Annotated in this window: 22 protein-coding genes; 14 read left to right on the plus strand and 8 right to left on the minus strand. The window is 69.9% G+C overall.

Going from position 1 to position 20,242, the window contains the following annotated elements:
- Nucleotides 1-113 precede the first annotated feature (113 nt).
- The 5 genes from QM517_RS12020 (at nucleotide 114) to tsaE (ending at nucleotide 3,242) form a co-directional block, all read left to right on the plus strand.
- Nucleotides 114-611: a hypothetical protein gene (locus tag QM517_RS12020; protein WP_283287675.1), complete on the plus strand. Its 498-nt coding sequence runs from the start codon at nucleotides 114-116 to the stop codon at nucleotides 609-611.
- Nucleotides 612-617: 6 nt separating this feature from the next.
- Nucleotides 618-1,145: a hypothetical protein gene (locus QM517_RS12025; RefSeq protein WP_283287677.1), complete on the plus strand. Its 528-nt coding sequence runs from the start codon at nucleotides 618-620 to the stop codon at nucleotides 1,143-1,145.
- A gap of 74 nt (nucleotides 1,146-1,219) precedes the next feature.
- The gene (locus QM517_RS12030; RefSeq protein ID WP_077050604.1) at nucleotides 1,220-1,624 is read left to right on the plus strand and encodes a holo-ACP synthase; all 405 of its coding nucleotides are present in this window, start codon (nucleotides 1,220-1,222) and stop codon (nucleotides 1,622-1,624) included.
- Entirely contained in the window at nucleotides 1,621-2,742 is a 1,122-nt protein-coding gene (alr, locus tag QM517_RS12035; RefSeq protein WP_303655590.1) for an alanine racemase, read from the plus strand. Before QM517_RS12030 ends, alr begins: the two co-directional genes overlap by 4 nt.
- On the plus strand, nucleotides 2,739-3,242 hold the full coding sequence (gene tsaE, locus QM517_RS12040) for a tRNA (adenosine(37)-N6)-threonylcarbamoyltransferase complex ATPase subunit type 1 TsaE (RefSeq protein WP_308208904.1): 504 nt from the start codon (nucleotides 2,739-2,741) through the stop codon (nucleotides 3,240-3,242). The genes alr and tsaE overlap by 4 nt, the downstream gene beginning before the upstream one ends.
- Before the next feature lies 1 nt (nucleotide 3,243).
- Here tsaE and QM517_RS12045 read toward each other — a convergent pair whose 3' ends face one another.
- Nucleotides 3,244-4,161: an alpha/beta fold hydrolase gene (locus QM517_RS12045; protein WP_283287682.1), complete on the minus strand. Its 918-nt coding sequence runs from the start codon at nucleotides 4,159-4,161 to the stop codon at nucleotides 3,244-3,246.
- 255 nt (nucleotides 4,162-4,416) lie between these two features.
- Here QM517_RS12045 and tsaB point away from each other — a divergent pair, with 255 nt between their 5' ends.
- From tsaB to QM517_RS12065, 4 genes are read left to right on the plus strand one after another with little or no spacing between them, the layout of a single operon-like run.
- Nucleotides 4,417-5,052, plus strand: coding sequence for a tRNA (adenosine(37)-N6)-threonylcarbamoyltransferase complex dimerization subunit type 1 TsaB (tsaB, locus tag QM517_RS12050; RefSeq protein WP_283287684.1), 636 nt, complete (start codon nucleotides 4,417-4,419; stop codon nucleotides 5,050-5,052).
- Between the two features lie 38 nt (nucleotides 5,053-5,090).
- Nucleotides 5,091-5,552: a ribosomal protein S18-alanine N-acetyltransferase gene (gene rimI / locus QM517_RS12055; RefSeq protein WP_303655623.1), complete on the plus strand. Its 462-nt coding sequence runs from the start codon at nucleotides 5,091-5,093 to the stop codon at nucleotides 5,550-5,552.
- Nucleotides 5,552-6,655, plus strand: coding sequence for a tRNA (adenosine(37)-N6)-threonylcarbamoyltransferase complex transferase subunit TsaD (gene tsaD / locus QM517_RS12060; protein WP_283287687.1), 1,104 nt, complete (start codon nucleotides 5,552-5,554; stop codon nucleotides 6,653-6,655). Before rimI ends, tsaD begins: the two co-directional genes overlap by 1 nt.
- Nucleotides 6,652-7,074 carry a hypothetical protein gene (locus QM517_RS12065; RefSeq protein ID WP_077050598.1) on the plus strand — a complete coding sequence of 141 codons (423 nt, stop codon included), beginning with the start codon at nucleotides 6,652-6,654 and terminating at the stop codon, nucleotides 7,072-7,074. The genes tsaD and QM517_RS12065 overlap by 4 nt, the downstream gene beginning before the upstream one ends.
- A gap of 12 nt (nucleotides 7,075-7,086) precedes the next feature.
- Here QM517_RS12065 and QM517_RS12070 read toward each other — a convergent pair whose 3' ends face one another.
- Nucleotides 7,087-8,277, minus strand: coding sequence for a class I SAM-dependent methyltransferase (locus tag QM517_RS12070; protein ID WP_283287690.1), 1,191 nt, complete (start codon nucleotides 8,275-8,277; stop codon nucleotides 7,087-7,089).
- A 131-nt stretch (nucleotides 8,278-8,408) separates the two neighbouring features.
- On the opposite strand from QM517_RS12070, the gene groES reads away from it, so the two are divergent.
- The 3 genes from groES (at nucleotide 8,409) to QM517_RS12085 (ending at nucleotide 11,178) form a co-directional block, all read left to right on the plus strand.
- Nucleotides 8,409-8,705: a co-chaperone GroES gene (gene groES, locus QM517_RS12075; protein ID WP_076491199.1), complete on the plus strand. Its 297-nt coding sequence runs from the start codon at nucleotides 8,409-8,411 to the stop codon at nucleotides 8,703-8,705.
- 115 nt (nucleotides 8,706-8,820) lie between these two features.
- Complete coding sequence (rarD, locus tag QM517_RS12080) at nucleotides 8,821-9,759, plus strand: EamA family transporter RarD (protein WP_283287692.1); 939 nt, start codon at nucleotides 8,821-8,823, stop codon at nucleotides 9,757-9,759.
- Between the two features lie 138 nt (nucleotides 9,760-9,897).
- Complete coding sequence (locus QM517_RS12085) at nucleotides 9,898-11,178, plus strand: ABC transporter substrate-binding protein (RefSeq protein WP_077050595.1); 1,281 nt, start codon at nucleotides 9,898-9,900, stop codon at nucleotides 11,176-11,178.
- Between the two features lie 139 nt (nucleotides 11,179-11,317).
- Here QM517_RS12085 and QM517_RS12090 read toward each other — a convergent pair whose 3' ends face one another.
- From QM517_RS12090 to QM517_RS12110, 5 genes are read right to left on the minus strand one after another with little or no spacing between them, the layout of a single operon-like run.
- Nucleotides 11,318-12,124, minus strand: coding sequence for a hypothetical protein (locus tag QM517_RS12090; protein WP_139340621.1), 807 nt, complete (start codon nucleotides 12,122-12,124; stop codon nucleotides 11,318-11,320).
- A gap of 35 nt (nucleotides 12,125-12,159) precedes the next feature.
- Complete coding sequence (locus QM517_RS12095; protein WP_278103748.1) at nucleotides 12,160-12,942, minus strand: ABC transporter ATP-binding protein; 783 nt, start codon at nucleotides 12,940-12,942, stop codon at nucleotides 12,160-12,162.
- Nucleotides 12,942-13,874: an ABC transporter ATP-binding protein gene (locus tag QM517_RS12100; RefSeq protein ID WP_077050592.1), complete on the minus strand. Its 933-nt coding sequence runs from the start codon at nucleotides 13,872-13,874 to the stop codon at nucleotides 12,942-12,944. The genes QM517_RS12095 and QM517_RS12100 overlap by 1 nt, the downstream gene beginning before the upstream one ends.
- Entirely contained in the window at nucleotides 13,867-14,847 is a 981-nt protein-coding gene (locus tag QM517_RS12105) for a branched-chain amino acid ABC transporter permease (protein WP_283287695.1), read from the minus strand. Before QM517_RS12105 ends, QM517_RS12100 begins: the two co-directional genes overlap by 8 nt.
- An 11-nt stretch (nucleotides 14,848-14,858) precedes the next feature.
- Nucleotides 14,859-16,208: an ABC transporter permease subunit gene (locus QM517_RS12110; RefSeq protein ID WP_278103750.1), complete on the minus strand. Its 1,350-nt coding sequence runs from the start codon at nucleotides 16,206-16,208 to the stop codon at nucleotides 14,859-14,861.
- A gap of 252 nt (nucleotides 16,209-16,460) precedes the next feature.
- Here QM517_RS12110 and guaB point away from each other — a divergent pair, with 252 nt between their 5' ends.
- Together guaB and QM517_RS12120 are read left to right on the plus strand one after the other, a co-directional pair.
- Entirely contained in the window at nucleotides 16,461-17,963 is a 1,503-nt protein-coding gene (guaB, locus tag QM517_RS12115) for an IMP dehydrogenase (RefSeq protein ID WP_077050589.1), read from the plus strand.
- Nucleotides 17,964-18,036: 73 nt separating this feature from the next.
- A complete protein-coding gene (locus tag QM517_RS12120) occupies nucleotides 18,037-18,720 on the plus strand; it encodes a TMEM175 family protein (RefSeq protein ID WP_283287697.1) in 684 nt (227 codons plus the stop codon).
- A gap of 22 nt (nucleotides 18,721-18,742) precedes the next feature.
- Here QM517_RS12120 and QM517_RS12125 read toward each other — a convergent pair whose 3' ends face one another.
- Entirely contained in the window at nucleotides 18,743-20,173 is a 1,431-nt protein-coding gene (locus tag QM517_RS12125; protein WP_283287699.1) for a DHA2 family efflux MFS transporter permease subunit, read from the minus strand.
- Nucleotides 20,174-20,242: the final 69 nt, after the last annotated feature.

The following is a 20,242-nucleotide window of genomic DNA, read 5'->3' on the forward strand; positions in this document are numbered from 1 at the left end:
GGGAGCCGGTGCCGGAGTTCGGGGAGTGGGCGTCGATCACCCGCTTCGACCGGACTCAGCCGGTGGGGGCGTAGCGGGGGATGCGGACCGTGTACGGCAGGGCGTGGAACCATATGCGTCTGCGTATCGGCGGTGTGGTCGGCGAGGAACAAGCGAGGCAGTGTTTCCTCGAAGGTGGCAAGGATGACTGGTTCAGCGTCGCGGCGTATGCGGATGGTGTTCCGGATGGGGCGGCGCCGGAGTACACGATGGAGGTCACCCCGCAGGGTGGGTTCATCAGTGTGAGTTTCTACGATCAGTTGTGCCGGGTGCGTTTTGAGTTTCTGTTCGGGAAGACGGATGCCGGCGTGATGTTCCTGGAGGAGATCTACGATTTCCGTTACCCGGATGAGTCGACGTATTACACCCGGTCGGGATGCGTGACGAACACGAATTACCGGTATCGCCCGGATGGGTCGATGCACTGGCGCCGGACGGACAAGGTCGCGAACGTGATCGAGGAGGCGGATTACCGCGACATCGACGTGTCCACTCATTGGGAGCCGGTGCCGGAGTTCGGGGAGTGGGCGTCGATCACCCGCTTCGACCGGACCCAGCCGGTGGGGGCGTAGCGGGGGATGCGCACCGTGTACGGCAGGGCCTGGGACAGCCGGCTCCTGGTGATGGGTGGTGTCGTAACGGAGGGTGAGGCGCGCCGCCGGTTCGATGAAGGGGGCGAGGAGGAGTGGTTCGCGGTTGCGGCATATGCAGAGGGTGTTCCCGATGGGGCGGCGCCCGAATATTCGATGGAAGTCAACCCGGGGCGGAACTTCATCAGCGTGAGCTTCCATGATCAGCTCTGTCGTATCCGTTTCAAATTCCTTTTTCTGAAGCATGACAATGGAATGATGTTCCTAACGGAGATCTTTGCTTTCCGTTACCCGGATGAGTCGACGTACTACACCCGGTCGGGGAGTGTGTTGACGACGAATTATCGGTATCGGCCAGATGGGTCGATGCATTGGTATCGCGATGATGCGGTGAAGGGTGTGATCGAGGAGGCGGATTACCGCGACATCGACGTGTCCACTCATTGGGAGCCGGTGCCGGAGTTCGGGGAGTGGGCGTCGATCACCCGCTTCGACCGGACCAAGCCGGCATCCTGAGACTGCCCCTCCGGCGCGCGGCCCGACGACCGTCCTCACGGCAGAATGGACAGGATGCCAGGGAGGGAGGGCGCATGATCGTCGGAATCGGCGTCGACCTGGTCGACGTGCCGCGCTTCGAGCAGCAGCTCGCGCGGACCCCGCGCCTTCTCGAGCGCCTCTTCGCGCCGGCGGAGCGGCTGCTCAAGCCCCGCTCTCTGGCCGCCCGGTACGCCGCGAAGGAGGCGCTGATCAAAGCGCTCGGCGGGTCCGACGGGGTGTACTGGACCGACATCGAGGTGACGCCCGAGCCCTCGGGTCGCCCGACGTTCACGCTGACCGGCGAGACCGCGGCGACGGTGTCCGCGCGCGGAATCACCGCGCTGCACCTGTCGATGTCGCACGACGCGGCGCTCGCCACCGCGTACGTCATCGCCGAGGCCGGACCCTCCGCGTCCGAGGCCGGGCCCGCGGAACCGACCCGGGAGGGCGTCGCATGAGGATGGCATCCGGAATCCTGCGCGAAGCGCTGATCGACGTCGACGCGATCGCCGAGAACGTGCGGCACCTGCGTCGCCTGACCGGCGTCGAGGTCATCGCGGTCGTCAAGGCCGAGGGGTACGGGCACGGTGCCCATCGCGCCGCCGTCGCGGCGCTCCGTGGCGGCGCGACGCGTATCGGCGTCTCCGACATCGATGAAGCGCTTGCCCTGCGGCGCCGGGGTATCCGCGCGCCCCTCTTCGCGTGGCTGCACGCCCCCGGAGCGTCGTTCGCCCAAGCCGTCCGTGAGGACATCGAGCTCGGCATCTCCGACATCGACCAGCTGCTGCGCGCGGGCGACGCGGCGCAGGGCGATCGGCCCGCGGCCGTGCACCTGAAGATCGAGACGGGTCTGTCGCGCAACGGCATCGCGCCCGCGGATTGGCGCGTGGTGTTCTCCGAGGCCGCGCGCCTCGAGCGCATCGGGCGCCTTCGCGTCGTCGGGCTCTTCTCTCACCTGTCGAACACGAGCGAGGCCGATGACCTGGCCGCGCTGGCGAAGTTCGAGGAGGGCGTCGTGCTCGCGGCGGCCGCCGGGCTGAACCCGCCGTTGCGGCACATCGCGGCGACGCACGCCGCGATCGCCCTGCCCGCGGCGCGGCTGAACGCGGTGCGCATCGGCATCGGCATCTACGGCATCTCGCCGTTCCACGACCGGTCCTCGGCGGATCTGGGCCTTCGTCCCTCGATGACGCTGCGCGGTGCGGTCGCCGCGGTCCGCCGCGTGCCCGCCGGCACCGGCGTCTCGTACGGCTACGCGTACCGCACGGAGGCCGACACCACGCTGGCGCTCGTGCCCCTCGGGTACGCGGACGGCGTGCCGCGCCAGGCGTCGGATCGGGGCCCCGTGACGATCAACGGCCGGCGCTTCACGGTCGCGGGCCGCATCGCCATGGACCAGTTCGTCGTCGATGTCGGCGATCACCCCGTCGCCGTCGGCGACGAGGCGGTGCTGTTCGGCGACCCGACGCTCGGCGTGCCGTCGGCGAAGGACTGGGCGGATGCCGCCGACACCATCGACTACGAGATCGTGACGCGCATCGGCGCGCGCGTGCCGCGACGGGAGGTCGGGGCGTGAGCGTTCCCGACGAGCTGCGGGGCGAGCGCGAGGTCGCCGGCCCCGCCGACATGGAGGAGCTCGGGCGCGCGCTCGGCCGGGCCCTCGAGCCCGGCGACGTGGTCGTGCTCACCGGTCCGCTCGGCGCAGGCAAGACGACCCTGACCCGCGGGATCGGCGAGGGGCTCGGCATCCGGGGTCCGGTTCAGAGCCCGACGTTCGTGATCGCGCGGACGCATCCGTCGCTCGTCGGTGGCGCCCCTCTGGTGCACGTGGATGCCTATCGGCTCGGCGCCGCCGTCGAGCTCGACGACCTCGACATCGACGTGGAGCACTCCGTCGTGATCGTGGAATGGGGCCGCGGCGTCGCCGACCACCTCGCCGACCACTGGTGGGAGATCGAGATATCCCGCCAGACCGGCGGACGCGGCGTCGACAACGCGTGCGGCGAGATCGCCCCGCACACCCTCGACCTGGATGCGGACGCTCCGCGGACGGTGACGATCTCGCGGAGGCCGTAGTTCAGGTGGGCTGCCGGTCGCGCTTCGAGGGCGAGCGGCGGTCAGGCTCGGCGGTCCACACGTCCCGCAGTGCGCGGAGTGTCTCGTACGCCTGCTCCACGTGAGCGAAGTGCCCGCTGTCCTCGAGCACGGTCTCGCGGTAGCCGGGAATTCGGCGACGCGCGTCGCGTGCGTCCTGGCGCCCGGCGAAGACGTCGTGGCGTCCGCGCACGGCGCGCACCGGTGCGGTGATCCGTTTCCACGCGTCGTCGTCGTGCGTCCGGGCGGCCCGCGCCGCGTCGAGGAAGGCGGCCGGGCGGATCTCGTCAGCCAGCGCGTCGGAGACGGCCGGGTCGACGCGGTCCGGATGCCGGAACAGCGGTCGGGCGAACACCCGCAGCGCGCCGATGCGGCGCAGCCCGTGCAGCAGCGGCCGCGCGAGGGGACCGAGGCTCCGGAGGATCGCCATCGCCGCGACCATGCCCCCGAATGCGGGGAGCGTCAGCCATCCGGTGGCGGGCCGCCGGACCACGGCGCGCACCCCGGCGCCGGTGGGGGAGACGAGCCCGACGGCGACGGTCTGCGCGGGGAACCGCGCCGCGACGTCGAGGGCGACCACGGCGCCCAGGGAGTGCCCGACGACGCGCCACCGCGGATAGCCGAGGGCGCGCGCCACCGCGACGACCGCCTCCGCGGCGGCCGCGGGATCGGGCATCGGACCGGGCGACTCGCCCCACCCGGGCAGGTCGATCGCGATGACGTCGTCGAGGGGGATGCCGAGCCGATCGGCCGCGCTGAGCAGCGGCATCCACGTTCTCCACGAACCCGCGGCTCCGTGCAGCAGCACCGTCGCGACGGTGCCGGTGGAGCGTCGACCGGCGTGAGCGACGACCGGTCCCACGGCCGTCGGCACCACCAGTCGGCGCAACTGTCTTTCCATGTCTCTTGTTCGGAGCCGAGCGCCTCGCCGGATGCCTGCAGAACTCCGGCAATTCCTGCGATCTGCGGCCGCCCGTGCGCGGCATGGCGCGTTCTGCCGGAGTCGTGCCCGGTGAGCAGGCGGCCCGTGTCCCACTTGTGGCGGTTTTCGGCGCGGTGGGGCAGCAGGAATCGGGACATGCGCCGCCATAAGTGGGACGAGGTCCCCCGACCCGCCGACGGCACCGGTGTCGGGCGGCCCGGATACCCTGGAACGGTGATCATCGGCATCGACACCTCCCTCGGCACCGCGGTGGCGGCGATCGCGCACGACGGGGAAGTGCTCGCCGACGAGCAGAGCGCCAACGCTCTCGGGCATGCCGAAGTGATCGGCGACCTGCTGCGCCGAGCTTCGCAGGCCGTGCCGACCCCCACGCACGTCGCGATCGGCATGGGCCCGGGGCCGTTCACGGGGCTGCGCGTCGGCATCGCGACCGCGCGCGCGTTCGCTCTCGGGCGTGGCATCCCGGTCGTCCCCGTGCCGAGTCACGACGGCGTCGCCCTCGGCATCCTTCTCGCCGACGCCCTCACGGGCACCGACACCCCCCGCTTCGCCGTCGTCACCGACGCTCGCCGCAAGGAGTTCGCGTACAGCGTCTACGACGGCGTCGACGACGACGGACTCCCGATCCGGATCATGGATGCCACGCTCAGCCCCCGCGACGACCTCGACGCCCGCCTCGCCGAGGCCGGAGCCGTGCGTCACGACGCGACGAGCGTCTCGGCCGCGATGATCGCGCTCGTCGCGGCCCGCGCGCTCGACGCCGGTCGCGCCCTCGCCGGCCCCGAGCCGCTGTATCTGCGCAGCCCCGATGTCGTCGCCGCCCACGCCCCGAAGCGGGTGAGCGCGTGAGCACGCGCGCGGCGGCGCTCGACGATCTCGACGCCATCATGGCGCTTGAGCACGCGTCCTTCCCGACCGACGCGTGGAGCCCGGCGATGATGCGCGAAGAGCTTGCGTCTCCGCACGGCTGGTACGTCGTCGTCGAAGAGGCCGGCCGGCTCGTCGGCTACGCGGGGCTCCGTGCCGTCCGCGGGGCGAAGGATGCCGACATCCAGACGATCACGATCGCCGAGACCGCCCGCGGCCGCGGCCGCGGGCGTGCGCTGCTGGCCGAACTCCTCGCAGAAGCCGAGCGGCGCGGCGTGCACGACGTGTTCCTGGAGGTACGCGCCGACAACCCCGTCGCCCAGACCCTGTACGCCTCGGAAGGGTTCGCCGAGGTCGGGCGGCGCCCGCGCTACTACCAACCCGACGACGTCGACGCGATCGTGATGCAGCTCGACCTGCGCGCGTGGGCGGCCCGCCGCACGCCCGACGATGCGGCGACGACCGGAAAGGGATGGTGCTGATGGACGCGCCCCTCGTGCTCGGCATCGAGACCAGTTGCGACGAGACCGGGATCGGCATCGTCCGGGGTCGGCAGCTGCTGAGCAACACGATCGCCTCGAGCATGGACGAGCACGCCCGCTACGGCGGTGTCGTGCCCGAGGTCGCCGCCCGCGCGCACCTCGAGGCACTGCAGCCGTCGATCGACGCGGCGCTCGCCGAGGCGGGCGTGACGCTCGACGAGATCGACGCCGTCGCCGTCACGAGCGGCCCCGGACTCGCCGGTGCCCTGATGGTCGGCGTCGGTGCGGCCAAGGGCCTCGCGGTCGCCCTCGACAAGCCGCTGTACGCCGTCAACCACCTCGTCGGTCACATCGCCGCCGACATCCTCGACGCCGACGCCGGCGAGCTGGAGTACCCCACCGTCGCGCTGCTCGTGAGCGGCGGGCACACGTCCCTGCTCCTCGTCCGCGATCTCACCAGCGACGTCGAGCTGCTCGGCGAGACGATGGATGACGCGGCCGGCGAGGCCTTCGACAAGGTCGCGCGCCTGCTGAAGCTGCCGTACCCCGGCGGCCCCGAGATCGATCGTGCCGCGGCTTCGGGTGATCCGACCGCGATCCGCTTCCCCCGCGGGCTCTCGCGCGCCTCTGACATGGCATCCCACCGCTACGACTTCTCGTTCTCGGGCCTGAAGACCGCCGTGGCCCGGTGGGTCGAGCAGCACGAGGCGGCGGGGCAGCCGGTGCCGGTCGCCGACGTCGCGGCGTCGTTCCGCGAGGCCGTCGTCGATGTGCTCGTCACCAAGGCCCTCGACGCGTGCGAGCGCTACGGGGTGCCGCGCCTGCTTCTCGGCGGGGGAGTGATCGCCAACAAGCGTCTGCGCGATGTCGCCCTCGAGCGCGCCGCAGCCGCGGGCGTCGCGGTGCGCATCCCGCCGTTGCGGCTCTGCACCGACAACGGCGCCATGATCGCCGCGCTCGCCGCCGAACTCATCGCCTCGGGACGCCGCCCGTCGACCCTCGCCTTCGGAGCCGATTCGACTCTTCCGGTGACCGAGATCCAGGTGGCGGAGGATCCGGATGCCACGGCCCCGGCGCCCCTGACCGCACGGGCGGCCTCGTGAGCGAGACGCAGCCGCCGAGCCGGCGCGCGCTCAAGGCGGCCGAGGCGGAGGGAGCCCCGACCGCGGCGGAGCAGATCGCCGCGGGCGACGCCTTCGACGACCACCGGCTGCCCACGGCGCAGCTCGAGCGCGCCGCGTTCGGCGAGCACGTCGTGCCCTGGAGCCCGCCGGCCCCGGTCGCGCCACCGTCCGTCGCGCCGTGGGCCCTGGCCGTCGCGATCGCCGCTCTCGTCGCGTCGCTGTTCGCCGGCGTCCTGCTGCCCCTCGGCGTCGTCGCGATCGTCATGTCGATCATCTCGCTGCGCCGCGCGCACGACAGTCGCCGCGTCGCGATCTGGGCGCTCGCGCTCGCCGTGCTGTCGGTGATCTTCAGCGGCGGCTGGCTGATCTGGGCGCTGCCGCAGCTGTCGACGGTCTGATCTCCGGGCCCGTCAGCCCACGCGGTCGGCGAGGAGCGCGACGCGGCGCCCCGCCACCCGCGTCATGAGCAGCGTCGCCGACTCGTCGCCCCTCAGTGACAGGCGGGTCCGTAGCACGGCGGGGTCGACGTCGACCCCGCGCTTCTTGATCTCGAGGGTGCCGATGTTGCGCTCCCGCAGCGCCCGCGCGAGCTTCTTCGTGTCCGCCGGGAGCTCCTCGCGGACGCGGAACGACGAGACGAACGGGCTCGTGAGCGCCGCGTCGGAGGTCAGGTAGGCGATGCCCGGCGCCAGCATCCCGGCATCCAGGGAGCGGGCGACCTCGCCGATCAGCCGCGCGCGGATGACGGCGCCGTCGGGCTCGTGCACGAAGGCGCCGAGTTCGCGCGGCTCGACGTCGGGCGCGTCGGTGGGAGCTGTCAACTCCCACACGTCGTCGCCTCGCACGACGAGCGCAGCGCGGCGCACACCCTCGCGAGCGAGACGTCCCGACCAGAGGACGAGTTCGATCGTCGAGCCGTCGGCGCTGATCCACTGCGCCTCGACGTCGTCCGGGATCAGTTCGCGGTCGAACGCCGGCCCGAGCTTCACGCCGCCGGGTCGCTCCTGCAGCAGCCCGAACACCCAGTCCAGTGACGGCGACCACTGGTCGGCCGACACGCGCCGCGTCTCGCCGTGGCCGGCGGTGCGTCGCGCGGGGTCGAGCCACACGGCATCCACTCCGCCGAGGTCGGCGTCCTCCGCGCGCCCGTGCGCCACGGTCACGGCGTCGCCGAAGGGCGCGAGGTTGTACGCGGCGATCGCGGCCGTGACCTCGTCGGCGTCGACCGCTTCGACGCGGATGCCGAGACCCGCGAGGCCGAGGGCGTCTCCGCCGATCCCGCAGCCGAGGTCGGCCACCGACGAGACGCCGGCCGCGCGGAACCGCCCCGCATGGCGGGCGGCGATGGACAGCCGCGTCGCCTGTTCTAGTCCCGCCCGGGTGAAGAGCATGCGGTCGGCGAACGGACCGAACTTCGCGGCGGCCTTCACGCGCAGACGGGCCTGGCCCACCACGGCGGCGACGAGATCGGGGGAGTGGCCGGCGGCCCGCAGTCGCGACACCGCGCGCGCGGCTTCGTCGGTCGTCGTGAGCGGACCCAGCTCGTCGAGCAGGGACAGGCCCTCGGCGGTGAGCAAGGCGGTGAGCTCGGCGATCTCCACCGGCCCAGCCTAGGTGTCGATTCTGTTGGCACTCGCGTTGCGTGAGTGCCAACGCTTCTCTACACTCGGATTAGCACTCTCCCCGCGTGAGTGCTGACAAGTCTTCTGTAACGAGAAAGAAGAGGTAGACCGTGTCGGTTTCCATCAAGCCGCTCGAGGACCGCATCGTCATCAAGCAGGTCGAGGCTGAGCAGACCACCGCGAGTGGTCTCGTCATCCCCGACACCGCCAAGGAGAAGCCGCAGGAGGGCGAGGTCGTCGCCGTCGGACCCGGCCGTATCGACGACAACGGCAACCGTGTCCCCCTCGACGTCACCGTCGGCGACCGCGTGCTCTACAGCAAGTACGGCGGGACCGAGGTCAAGTTCGGCGCCGACGAGTACCTGGTGCTCTCGGCTCGCGACGTCCTCGCGGTGGTCGTGCGCTGATCGCTCTGCGATTTCCGTAGAACCCCGGATGCCTCGGCATCCGGGGTTCTGCTTTTGGCGCGGAATGCGCGGTGTCCGGCAGATCCGCGTCGGCGCCCGCGCCTAGGCTGAGGCAGTGACCCCCGCTTCGCCGCCCGCCTCGGGATCCGTCCGCGGCGGCCTCTTCGCCTTCGCCGCCTATCTGCTGTGGGGCGTGCTGCCGCTGTACTTCCTGCAGCTCGAGCCGACCGGTCCGTGGGAGCTGGTCGCGTGGCGCATCCTGCTGTCGTTCGTGTTCTGCCTGATCCTGCTGACGGTCCTGCGCGCGTGGCGCCCCTTCCTCGCGATCGTCCGGCAGCCCCGCCTCCTCGGCCTGACGGCGCTGGCGGGCGCCCTCATCTACGTCAACTGGCAGACCTACGTCTACGGCGCCCTGAACGACCGGGTGATCGAGACGAGCCTCGGCTACTTCATCAACCCCATCGTCACGGTGCTGCTCGGGGTCACGGTGCTCCGCGAGCGGCTGCGTCCGGTCCAGTGGATCGCGATCGGGCTGTCGGTGGCCGCGGTGATGGTGATCGTCGTCGGTTACGGGGCATTCCCCTGGATCGCCCTGACGCTGGCGCTGTCGTTCGGCGTCTACGGACTGGTCAAGAAGCAGATCGGCCCGTCGGTGGATGCCGTCAGCGGTCTGACCCTCGAATCCTTCTGGCTGCTCCCGGTCGCCGTCGTGCAGCTGATCCTCGTGGCCGTGACGAGCGGGCTCACCATGGGCGCGAACGGCCCACTGCACACGGCCCTGCTGGCATCGGCGGGAGCGATCACCGCGATTCCGTTGCTGCTGTTCGCGGCCGGCGCTCGCCGGGCGCCGCTGACGGTCATGGGTCTCATCCAATTCGTCGCGCCGATCATCCAGTTCGGGATCGGCGTGTGGGTGCTGCACGAGCCGATGACGCTCGAGCGGTGGATCGGATTCGGGCTGGTCTGGGTCGCGCTGACGATTCTCAGCATCGACTCGCTCGTGGCGGCGCGTCGGCGCCGGACCGCAATATCGGATGTCAGCGAACCCGTCTAGAGGGCGTTATGACGCCGTGACCTCGGCGACGCACATCGTTAACGAACGGCAACACGACGAAAACGTGGAGACGATTAGGTTTAGGACACCAGACGGCACCCCTGTGCCGTCCAACGTTCATCCACAGCAAGGAGCACTATGAGCGTCTTCACGCGTTCGCGTGCCGGCAAGGTCCTGGGCGGTCTCGCTCTGGTCGGTGCCAGCGCGCTCGTCCTCGCCGGTTGCGCCGGTGGCGGCGACGCCGCCGCCCCCAGCGCATCGTCCAGCGGAGGCGCCGTGTCCAAGGCCGACGGCACGTTCAGCGTCGGCACGATCCTGCCCGCCACCGGTAACCTCGCCTTCCTCGGCCCGCCCGAGGTCGCCGGCGTGAAGCTCGCGATCAAGGACATCGAGGCCACGGGCGACGCGTTCCCGTTCAAGACCACGCTCACCGAGCGCGACTCGGGTGACACGACGACCGACATCGCCACGCAGTCGGCGACGGAGCTCGTCAGCGCCGGAGCCGACGTCGTCATCGGTGCCGCGTCCTCGGGTGTGTCGTTCACGTTCGTCGACCAGCTGGTCAACGCGGGCATCGTCCAGATCTCGCCGGCCAACACGTCGCCCGACTTCACGACGTACGCCGACGACGGGTACTACTGGCGTACCGCCCCCTCGGACGTCCTCCAGGGTCGCGTGCTCGGTAACCTCATGACCGGTGACGGTGCTGCCAACGTCGGCATCATCTACATCAACGACCCGTACGGCACCGGCCTGAAGGACAACGCCACCAAGGCCGTCGAGGCTGCCGGCGGCGAGGTCTCGGTCGCGGTTCCCTACAACCCGGGCGACACGGTGTTCACGTCGCAGGTCGACCAGCTCCTGGCCGCCAAGCCCGACGCCATCGCGGTCATCGCGTTCGAGGAGACCTCCTCGATCATCCCGCAGCTGGTGAACACGCAGGGCTTCCCGGGGTCGAAGGTGTACTTCGTCGACGGCAACCTGTCCAACTCGTACGAGTTCCAGCCCGGCACGCTGCAGGGCGCCAAGGGAACGCTGCCCGGCAACCCGGCCGACACCGCCTTCCAGAGCCGTCTTCTCGAGGTCGACCCGGCGCTCACCGACTTCAGCTACGCGCCGGAGTCGTACGACGCGGTCATCGTCGCGGCCCTGGCTGCGGCGCAGGCCAAGGACGACTCGGGCACGGCGATCCGTGACAACCTGCAGTCGGTCACCGAGGGCGGCGAGAAGTGCACGACCTTCGCGGACTGCCTGACGCTGATCAACGACGGCAAGGACATCGACTACGACGGTGTCTCGGGCCCGATCACGTTCGACGCGAACGGTGACCCGACCGAGGCGTACATCGGCATCTACCAGTACGGTGCCGACAACAAGTACACCCTGCTGAACACGGAGTTCGGTTCGCTCAACGAGTGATCTGATCCGATCAGGGAGGGCCCGGATGCCACGGCATCCGGGCCCTTCTGTCTGCGTCCCGCGCGCGAGGGGTCAATATCTGTCGCTTCAAATGCTCTCAGGCGACAGATATTGACCCCTCACGCGGCACGCGCGGCGGTCAGGCCGCGGGCGCCAGGCCGCAGGCGGCGGCGGTGAAGGCGAGCAGGTCGTCGGCCACCGCCTGCGGGCGCGGCAGCGAGACCACCACCTCGCGGCCGTCGACGCGGGCGACGAGGTCGAAGAGCGTTCCGACCTTGTCTTCCGCGATCGCGTGCGGGTCGCACCGGCGCGGCGTCACGGCCACCGTCAGCGTCGAGGGGGCATCGCCGGGGGAGACGGTCGTGTCGAGCCCCGCTTCCTCCCCTCCGGCGAAATGCAGCAGCGGGGTGCCCCGCAGCGCCTCGAGCTCGATCGGCGCGCCGTCTCCGCCCGTCGGCGTGATCGAGATCGTCAGGTCGGCCGTCCCGTCTCCGCGGGGCGAAGCGGCCGTGGCCGCGACCTCCGCCACGGCCGCGAGATCGTCGCGGTCGCACTGTGTCGCGCTCAGGCGGGCGAGGATGCCGAGCGGATCGTCGGCGTCGACCTCGGACGTACCCGAGATGCCGCCGATCGTCGTCTCGAGGGTCACGCGGGCCGCCCCGTCGCCCGACCCGCAGCGCAGGGCGGGAAGGGTCACCGGAAGGTCCAGGATGCGGCCGGGCGCGAGCGTCTCCGCGCGGAGGGCATCCCACGCGGCCGGGGAAGCCAGCGCCGGCGCCGCCAGTGTGGCGGCTGCGATCGTCACCGTCTCATCCGAACCGTTGTCGACCCGGAGCTGCACCCGGCCCGGCGCGATGTCGCCGCGTTGCTGGATGACCGCGACCGTCAGGCCCGTCGGGATGCCGGGGGGAGGAGCCGCGGAGCATCCCGCGAGGGCGACGCCCACCAGGGTGAGCGTCGCCCCCACGGGACGCGCGCGGATCAGGCTTCGGTCTCCCGTGCGTCGCGCTTGGCGTCCTCGTCGGCGGCCAGCGTGCCGAGGTACAGCTCGATGACGCGGGGGTCGGTGAGCAGCTCGCGCCCGGTGCCCGTGTACGCGTCCTTGCCCTGGTCGAGCACGTACGCCCGGTGGCAGATCTGCAAGCAGCGGCGGGCGTTCTGCTCGACCATGATGATCGTCACGCCGGCGCGGTTGATTTCGGCGACCCGGAGGAACGTCTCGTCCTGGCGAACGGGGGAGAGGCCGGCCGAGGGCTCGTCGAGGAGCAGGACCGACGGGTCCATCATGAGCGCGCGACCCATCGCGACCATCTGCCGCTCACCGCCCGAGAGCGAGCCGGCGCGCTGACGGCGGCGCTTGGCGAGTTCGGGGAACAGGCCCGTGACGAACTCGAAGCGCTCGGCGAAGACCTTGGGGCGCTGGAAGAGCCCCATCTGCAGGTTCTCCTCGATCGACAGGCTCGGGAACACGTTGTTGTTCTGCGGGACCATGCCGACGCCCTTGCCGACGAGCTTGTCGGCCTTGAGCGCGGTGATGTCCTCGCCGTTTAGAAGGACGGCACCGCCGCGGATCTTGACCTGGCCGAAGATGGCCTTCAGCAGGGTCGACTTGCCGGCGCCGTTCGGGCCGATGATGCCGATCAGGTCGCCCTGGTAGGCATCGACGGTGCACCCGTTGAGGATGTTCACACCGGGCAGGTAGCCGGCGACGAGGTCGTCGGTACGCAGCACCGCGGTGCGGGTTGCGGTTGCGGTGTCGGTCATCAGAGCTTCCCGTCCTTCTCGTCGGCGACGAGGTCGGCTTCGGCTTCGGCGGCGGCCTCGGCCTGGATGGTCTCCATCTGCGACGTGGTCATGTCGCCCAGGTCGGTGTCGTGGTGCGCGCCAAGATAGGCGTCGATGACCGCCTGGTCGCTCATCACCGTCTCGGGCGGGCCCTCGGCTACCACGCGGCCCTCGGCCATGACGACGACCCAGTCCGAGATGTGGCGGACCATGTGCATGTCGTGCTCGACGAAAAGCACCGTCATGCCTTCCTTCTTCAGGTCGAGGATGTGGCCGAGCAGGCTCTGCGTGAGAGCCGGGTTCACGCCGGCCATCGGCTCGTCGAGCATGACGAGCGTCGGGTCGCTCATGAGCGCGCGCGCCATCTCGAGGAGCTTGCGCTGGCCGCCGGAGAGCGACGCGGCGAAGTCCTCGCGCTTGGCATCCAGCTTGAACCGGCGCAGCAGGTCGTCGGCGCGCTCGGTGTTCGACTTCTCCTGCGAGCTCCAGATCCCGGGGATCATGGCCCGGAAGATGTTCTCGCCCTTCTGCCCGCGTGCGCCGAGCAGCATGTTCTGCAGCACGGAGAGGCGGCCGAGCGACTTGGTCAGCTGGAACGTGCGGACCATGCCCTTGCGCGACACCTTGAACGCGGGCACCCCGGCGAGGTTGGACCCCTCGAAGCTCCAGCGGCCGGTGTTGGGCTTGTCGAACCCGGTGAGCAGGTTGAACAGCGTGGTCTTGCCGGCGCCGTTCGGGCCGATGAGGGCCGTGATCTGCCCGCGGGGGATCTCGAGGTGCTCGACGTCGACGGCCTTGAGCCCGCCGAACTGCCGCGTGACTCCGTCGGCGACGACGATCGGGTCGACCTTCTCGCAGCCGGGGCCGACCTCGCCCTTCACCAGGGGGTGGGTGACGGTCGTGTCAGACATTGAACGACAGCTCCTTCTTGTTGCCGAAGATGCCCTGTGGCCGGAAGATGACCAGGAGCATCAGCCCGATCCCGACGATGATGAAGCGCACCTGCCCGGTCTGGGTCGAGCTCATGAAGCCGAGGACGCCGATGTCGCGGAGCCCCACGATGATGCCGTTGGACAGCGACAGCAGCACCCAGAAGAGCGCGGCGCCCACGATGGGGCCGAGGAGGGTCGCGGCGCCGCCGAGTAGCAGCGCGGTCCAGATGAAGAACGTCAGCGCGGTTCCGTAGTTACCGGGCTGCACAGCGCGCGGGAGGATGAAGACCACGCCGGCGAGACCGCCCATCACGCCGCCGAGCACGAGCGCCTGCATCTTGTAGGAGTAGACGTTCTTGCCGAGGCTGCGCACGGCATCCTCGTCTTCGCGGATGCCCTTGACGACGCGGCCCCACGGGCTGCGCATCAGGAGCCACACCAGCAGAGTGGCGAGGATCACGAGCCCCCAGCCGAACAGGCGCACCCACCAGTCGTTGGCGGAGTAGGTCCACGGCCCGATGCCGTAGGTGCCGCCGGGGAGCGGGTTCATGTTCTGGAACTCGCGGTTGTACCCGTTGAGGCCCTGCGAACCGCCGGTGATGTCGGTGAGCCCGACCGTCGAGACCACGTATCGGACGATCTCGGCCGCCGCGATGGTCACGATGGCGAGGTAGTCGGCGCGCAGCCGCAGGGTGGGGATGCCGAGGATGAAGGCGAACAGCACCGAGGCGACGATGGCGACGAGGATCGCCATCCACACGGGGGCCGAGAACGAGAGCGTGGCGATGGCGAAGGCGTAGGCGCCGACGGCCATGAAGCCGGCCTGACCGAAGTTCAGCAGACCCGCGTAGCCGAAGTGGACGCTGAGGCCGATCGCCGCGAGGGCGTAGGCGGCCGTCGTCGGGCTGATGAGCTCGCCGGCGGCGTTGTTGAAGATTGAGAGCCCGTCCATGTCGTTCTTCCTCAGCCGATCCGCTCTTTACGACCGAGCACACCTTGCGGCCGGAACAGCAGCACGCCGATGAGGACGATCAACGCCACCGCGTACCGGAGGTCCGGCGGGATGACGATGGTGGACATTTCCGTGATGATGCCGATGATGAGCGAGCCGACGAGGGCGCCGAAGGCACTGCCCAGACCACCGAGGGTCACCGCCGCGAACAGCAGCAGGAGGATCGCGAAGCCCATGTCCCACGTGACACCGCGGTACAGGCCGTAGAGCACGCCCGAGAGGCCGGTGAGTGCGCCCGCGAGGACCCAGACGATGCGGATGACGCGGTCGACGTTGATTCCGGATGCCGCCGCGAGCGAGGCGTTGTCGCTGACCGCGCGGGTCGCCTTGCCGATGCGGGTGCGGGTCAGGAAGTAGGCGACCGCGGCGAGCATGACCACGCTGACGCCCATGCTGATGAGCGACGTGAGCGTGATCGTCACCGGACCGATCGTGACGTTGTCGGTGATGCCGGTGTCGATGTTCCGCGTGCCGCCGTCGAAGAAGTAGAGGTACAGGTAGCGCAGGACGATCGAGAGGCCGATCGTCACGATGAGCACCTGGACCAACCCGACCCCGCGTTTGCGGAGAGGTTTGAACAGCACGGCATCCTGTGTCCAGCCGAGGGCGGCGGACAGCGCCACCGTGAGCAGCACGGCCAGGAGCAGGTTCCAGCCGAGCGAGGTGAACACGTAGAAGATGATCGCGCCGAAGGTCAGCATCTCGCCGTGCGCGAAGTTGTTCACACCGGTCGTGCCGAAGATGAGCGAGATGCCGATCGCGGCGAGGGCGAGCAGCAGCCCGAAGTTCAGGCCGTAGATGAAGCGCGAGAAGAGGGTCTCCCAGATCGACCCCGTCGCCGCGGTGCCCTCGCCGGTGGGGAAGAGGACGTTCACGGTGTTGGTGGTGCCGACGGTCACGTCGCGCGTGATGTTCTCGGGGTCGCGCGGGGCGACGCCGTCGGGCAGCGAGTCGACGTTGAGCTTCGCGGTGTACTGGCCCGGGCCCGGGACGGCGACCGACCAGCGGCCGTCGGCACCCGTGGTGCCGACTTCCGAGAAGCCGGAGCCCTCGACCGCGATCTCGACCCCTTCGACGGGTTCGTCTCCGCTGCGGATGATGCCGCCGATCGTGTACTGGGTCGCGACGTCGACCGCACCGGGCGTCGACGCCGGGGTGGGAGCCGGTGTGGTCTGCGCGTGAGCCGGTGCGGCCAGGAACAGACTCAGGGCCGCGACCGCGCTCGCCAGAAGCGACACGATGAGGAGGGCTGGGCGGGCAAGGGTGCGCGATCGTGTCGCGGTGGGGGAGGAATGACCCACGGAGTCTCCAGTTCGGCAGCGCTGACGATGTCGTTTCGTCAGCTTCGACGATCGACGCTACGAGCGTAATGTGTCGTTCGTGTTTCGGCTCGTCGCCGTTAGCGAACCGTGTCGTGGCGAAGCCGCCCGCGCGAGCGGCGACTCGGGAATGATTCCGCCTCTCGCGGCGCTTAGAATTCATGGCGGAGCGCTTCGCGCGCACCGGCCGACGTCGTCCTTTTTCGAACAGGCGCCGCGCGCGCAGGAGGATCCATGGAGCAGCACGACCCCTTCGGTTTCATCGGACTGACCTATGACGACGTCCTGCTCCTGCCGGGGCACACGGACGTCATCCCGAGCGAGGCCGACACGTCGTCGCGGCTCACCCGTCGCATCACCGTCGCGACCCCGCTGCTGTCGTCCGCGATGGACACCGTGACCGAGGCCCGCATGGCGATCGCGATCGCCCGCCAGGGCGGCATCGGCATCGTGCACCGCAACCTCTCGATCGAGGACCAGGCGGCGATCGTCGACCAGGTCAAGCGCAGCGAGTCCGGCATGGTCTCGAACCCGATCACCACGACCCCGGATGCCACCGTGGCCGAGGTCGACGCGATGTGCGCGCAGTACCGCATCTCGGGTCTGCCGGTCATCGACCCGGACGGCGTCCTGGTCGGCATCATCACCAACCGCGACATGCGATTCGTCTCGGGCTTCGAGCGCCAGACGACCCTGGTCAAGGACGTGATGACGAAGGAGGGCCTCATCACCGGCCCCGTCGGCATCCACGCGAACGACGTCATCGCCACCTTCGCCAAGCACCGCGTCGAGAAGCTGCCGCTCGTGGACGACGACGGCAAGCTCGCGGGCCTCATCACCATCAAGGACTTCGACAAGAGCGAGAAGTACCCGCTCGCGACCAAGGACGAGCAGGGCCGCCTGCGTGTCGGCGCGGCGATCGGCTTCTTCGGCGACGCGTGGCAGCGCGCCGAGGCCCTGCGCGACGCCGGTGTCGATGTGCTCGTCGTCGACACCGCCAACGGGCAGTCGGCCGGCGTCATCGACATCGTCCGTCGACTGAAGGCGGACGAGTCGTTCGCGCACGTCGACGTCATCGGCGGCAACGTCGCCACGCGCGAGGGCGCTCAGGCGCTCATCGACGCCGGCGTGGACGCCGTGAAGGTCGGCGTCGGTCCGGGCTCGATCTGCACCACGCGTGTCGTCGCGGGTGTCGGCGTGCCGCAGGTCACCGCCATCTACGAGGCCGCGCAGGCCGCGATCCCGGCGGGCGTGCCGGTGATCGCCGACGGCGGCCTGCAGTACTCGGGCGACATCGCCAAGGCGCTCGTCGCCGGTGCCGACACCGTGATGCTCGGTTCGCTGCTCGCCGGCACGGACGAGTCTCCGGGCGAGATCGTGTTCCAGGGCGGCAAGCAGTTCAAGCAGTACCGCGGAATGGGGTCGCTGGGTGCGCTGCAGACCCGTGGCAAGAAGACCTCGTACTCGAAGGACCGGTACTTCCAGGCCGACGTCCCCAGCGACGACAAGCTGATCCCCGAGGGCATCGAGGGTCAGGTCCCGTACCGCGGGCCCGTCGCCGCGGTGGCGTACCAGCTCATCGGCGGTCTCCGGCAGTCGATGTTCTACGTCGGCGCCCGCACGGTCGAGGAGCTGAAGACCAAGGGCAAGTTCGTCCGCATCACCTCGGCGGGACTCAAGGAGTCGCACCCGCACGACGTGCAGATCGTCGTCGAGGCTCCGAACTACAAGAAGTAATCGGGATTCCGAAGGGCCGGGCGAGCGATCGCCCGGCCCTTCGGCGTTCCGGACGCGCGGCTACGCTGTGCGAATGATCCGACGTGAGAGGCATCCCTCGGTCACCGTCTCGGCCCGACGCACCGAGGCGTACACGGACGGCGTCTTCGCGATCGCGGCGACGCTGCTCGTGCTGGACCTCACGTCGCAGTCGCTCGGCGACGTGACCTCGGATGCCGACCTCGCCGGCGCCCTGCTCGACATGCGGCATCCGGTGTTCTCGTTCGTCATCAGCTTCCTCGTGCTCTGCATCATGTGGATGACGCACGTGCGGCAGTTCGAGTGGATCGTGCGGATCGACAACGCGGGGATGTGGATCAACAATCTCCGGTTGCTGCTGATCGTGCTGGTCCCGTTCACGACGTCGCTGGACACCGACTACTCCGAGTTCCTGCTCGGTCGCCTGCTGCTGCCGGTGAACTTCTTCCTGGCGATCCTCGTGGGCTGGTTCCAGTGGACGTGGGCGCTGCGCTCGGGCGCGATCCCCGACCTCTCGCGCGACGATGCGAAGCGCCTCGGGCGTGCGGCCCTCAGCGCCGTGATCCTCAGCGGGCTCGCGGTCGCGGTGAGTCCTCTGGTCGGGTCCGCCGGGTTCCTGCTGTTCCTCTTCGACGGGCCGCTGACCCGGAGGCTGCGTGGGGCGGACGCGCCGACCGATCCTGCCGCCACGCGCTCGACGCCCCCGGCGGAACCGGGGGCGTCGAGCGCGACGGACTGAGGGGACCGCGCGCGGTTCGGTATCAGCGGGCCAGCGACGGTTCCGCGGGTGCCGCCTGCGGGTCGACCACCGCGCGCGGCGACCGGCCGGCGGGGAGGAGCAGGGCCAGGCCGGCGGCGACCAGCAGCACCGCCGAGCCGACGAAGATCGCGGGGCGGGCGGCATCCACGTAGAGATCCGGCACCAGCTGCCCGCCGGCGCCGACGAAGATGGCCGTCATGACGGCGGTCCCGAGCGCCAGCCCGATCTCGCGCACGGTGGAGTTGACGCCGGACGCCTTCGCGTGGTCGACGACGTCGAGTGTGGCGAGCAACGCCGTCGCCGACGGGGCGAAGACGAGTCCCATGCCCACCCCCGCGAAGATGAACGGCGGCACGAGCGTGGCGTACTCGACCTCGGCCGACATGGTGAGCGCGATCCAACCGAGGGCGATGGCCTGCAGCAGGAGCCCCGCGATCATGAGCGGACGCGTTCCGACCCGCGGGGCGAAGATGCCGGCGAGCGGCGCGACGACCATCGGAGCGAGGGTCCAGGGAGTCGTCTGCAGCGCCGCTTCGAACGGGGTCGACCCCTGCACCACCTGCAGGAACTGGATGAGAAGGAACACCGCACCGAACGTCCCGAAGCTGAAGGCGAAGCCGACCACGTTCGTGACCGAGAACGACCGGTCGCGGAACAGCCGCAGGGGCACGAGGGGCGACCGGGTCCGCAGCTGCCAGCCGACGAACGCGATCACCAGGAGCGAGCCGAGCACGAGTTCGACCACGACGGATGCCGAGCCCCACCCGTCGTCGTTGCCGCGGACGATCGCGTGCACCAGGGCCAGGACGCCGCTTCCGGCCAGGACGGCCCCGACGACATCGATGCGCGCGCGGTCACCGAACGCGTTGGGGAGGGCCCACAGGGCGAGCGGGATCGCCAGGACGGCGACGGGCACGTTGAGCCAGAAGATCGCCTGCCAGTTCCACCCCTCCATGACCGCGCCGCCCACGAGAGGTCCGACCGCGACGCCGAGACCGGAGATGCCTCCCCAGATGCCGATGGCGAGAGGTCGACGCTCCGGGGCGACGGCGCCGCTGAGGAGGGCGAGGGACAGCGGCATGACGCCTGCCGCACCGAGTCCCTGGACCGCCCGTGCCGCGATCAGCTGAGCGGGGTCGACGCTCAGCGCCGCGAGTACGGACCCGACCCCGAAGGCGACGATGCCGACGACGAACGCCGTGCGCCGTCCGAAGCGATCACCGAGGGCGGAGGCGATGAGGATGAGGCTCGCGAAGGCGAGCGTGTACGCGTTGACGAACCACTGCAGCTCCTCGATGCTCGCGCCTAGTTCGCGGTGGAGAACGGGCAGGGCGTTGGTCATGACGAGGTTGTCGAGAGTGGCCATGAACATCGGCAGGGACGCGGCGATCACGACCCAGACGAATGGCCGCGATCGGGTGGAAGTGTTCACGAGAGCTCCTTGTTGTAATCGACTGATAACAAATCTGAGGTCACTGTAGTAATCGACTGATAACCTGTC

This window comes from Microbacterium sp. IEGM 1404 (assembly GCF_030056775.1).
Taxonomy (GTDB): domain Bacteria; phylum Actinomycetota; class Actinomycetes; order Actinomycetales; family Microbacteriaceae; genus Microbacterium.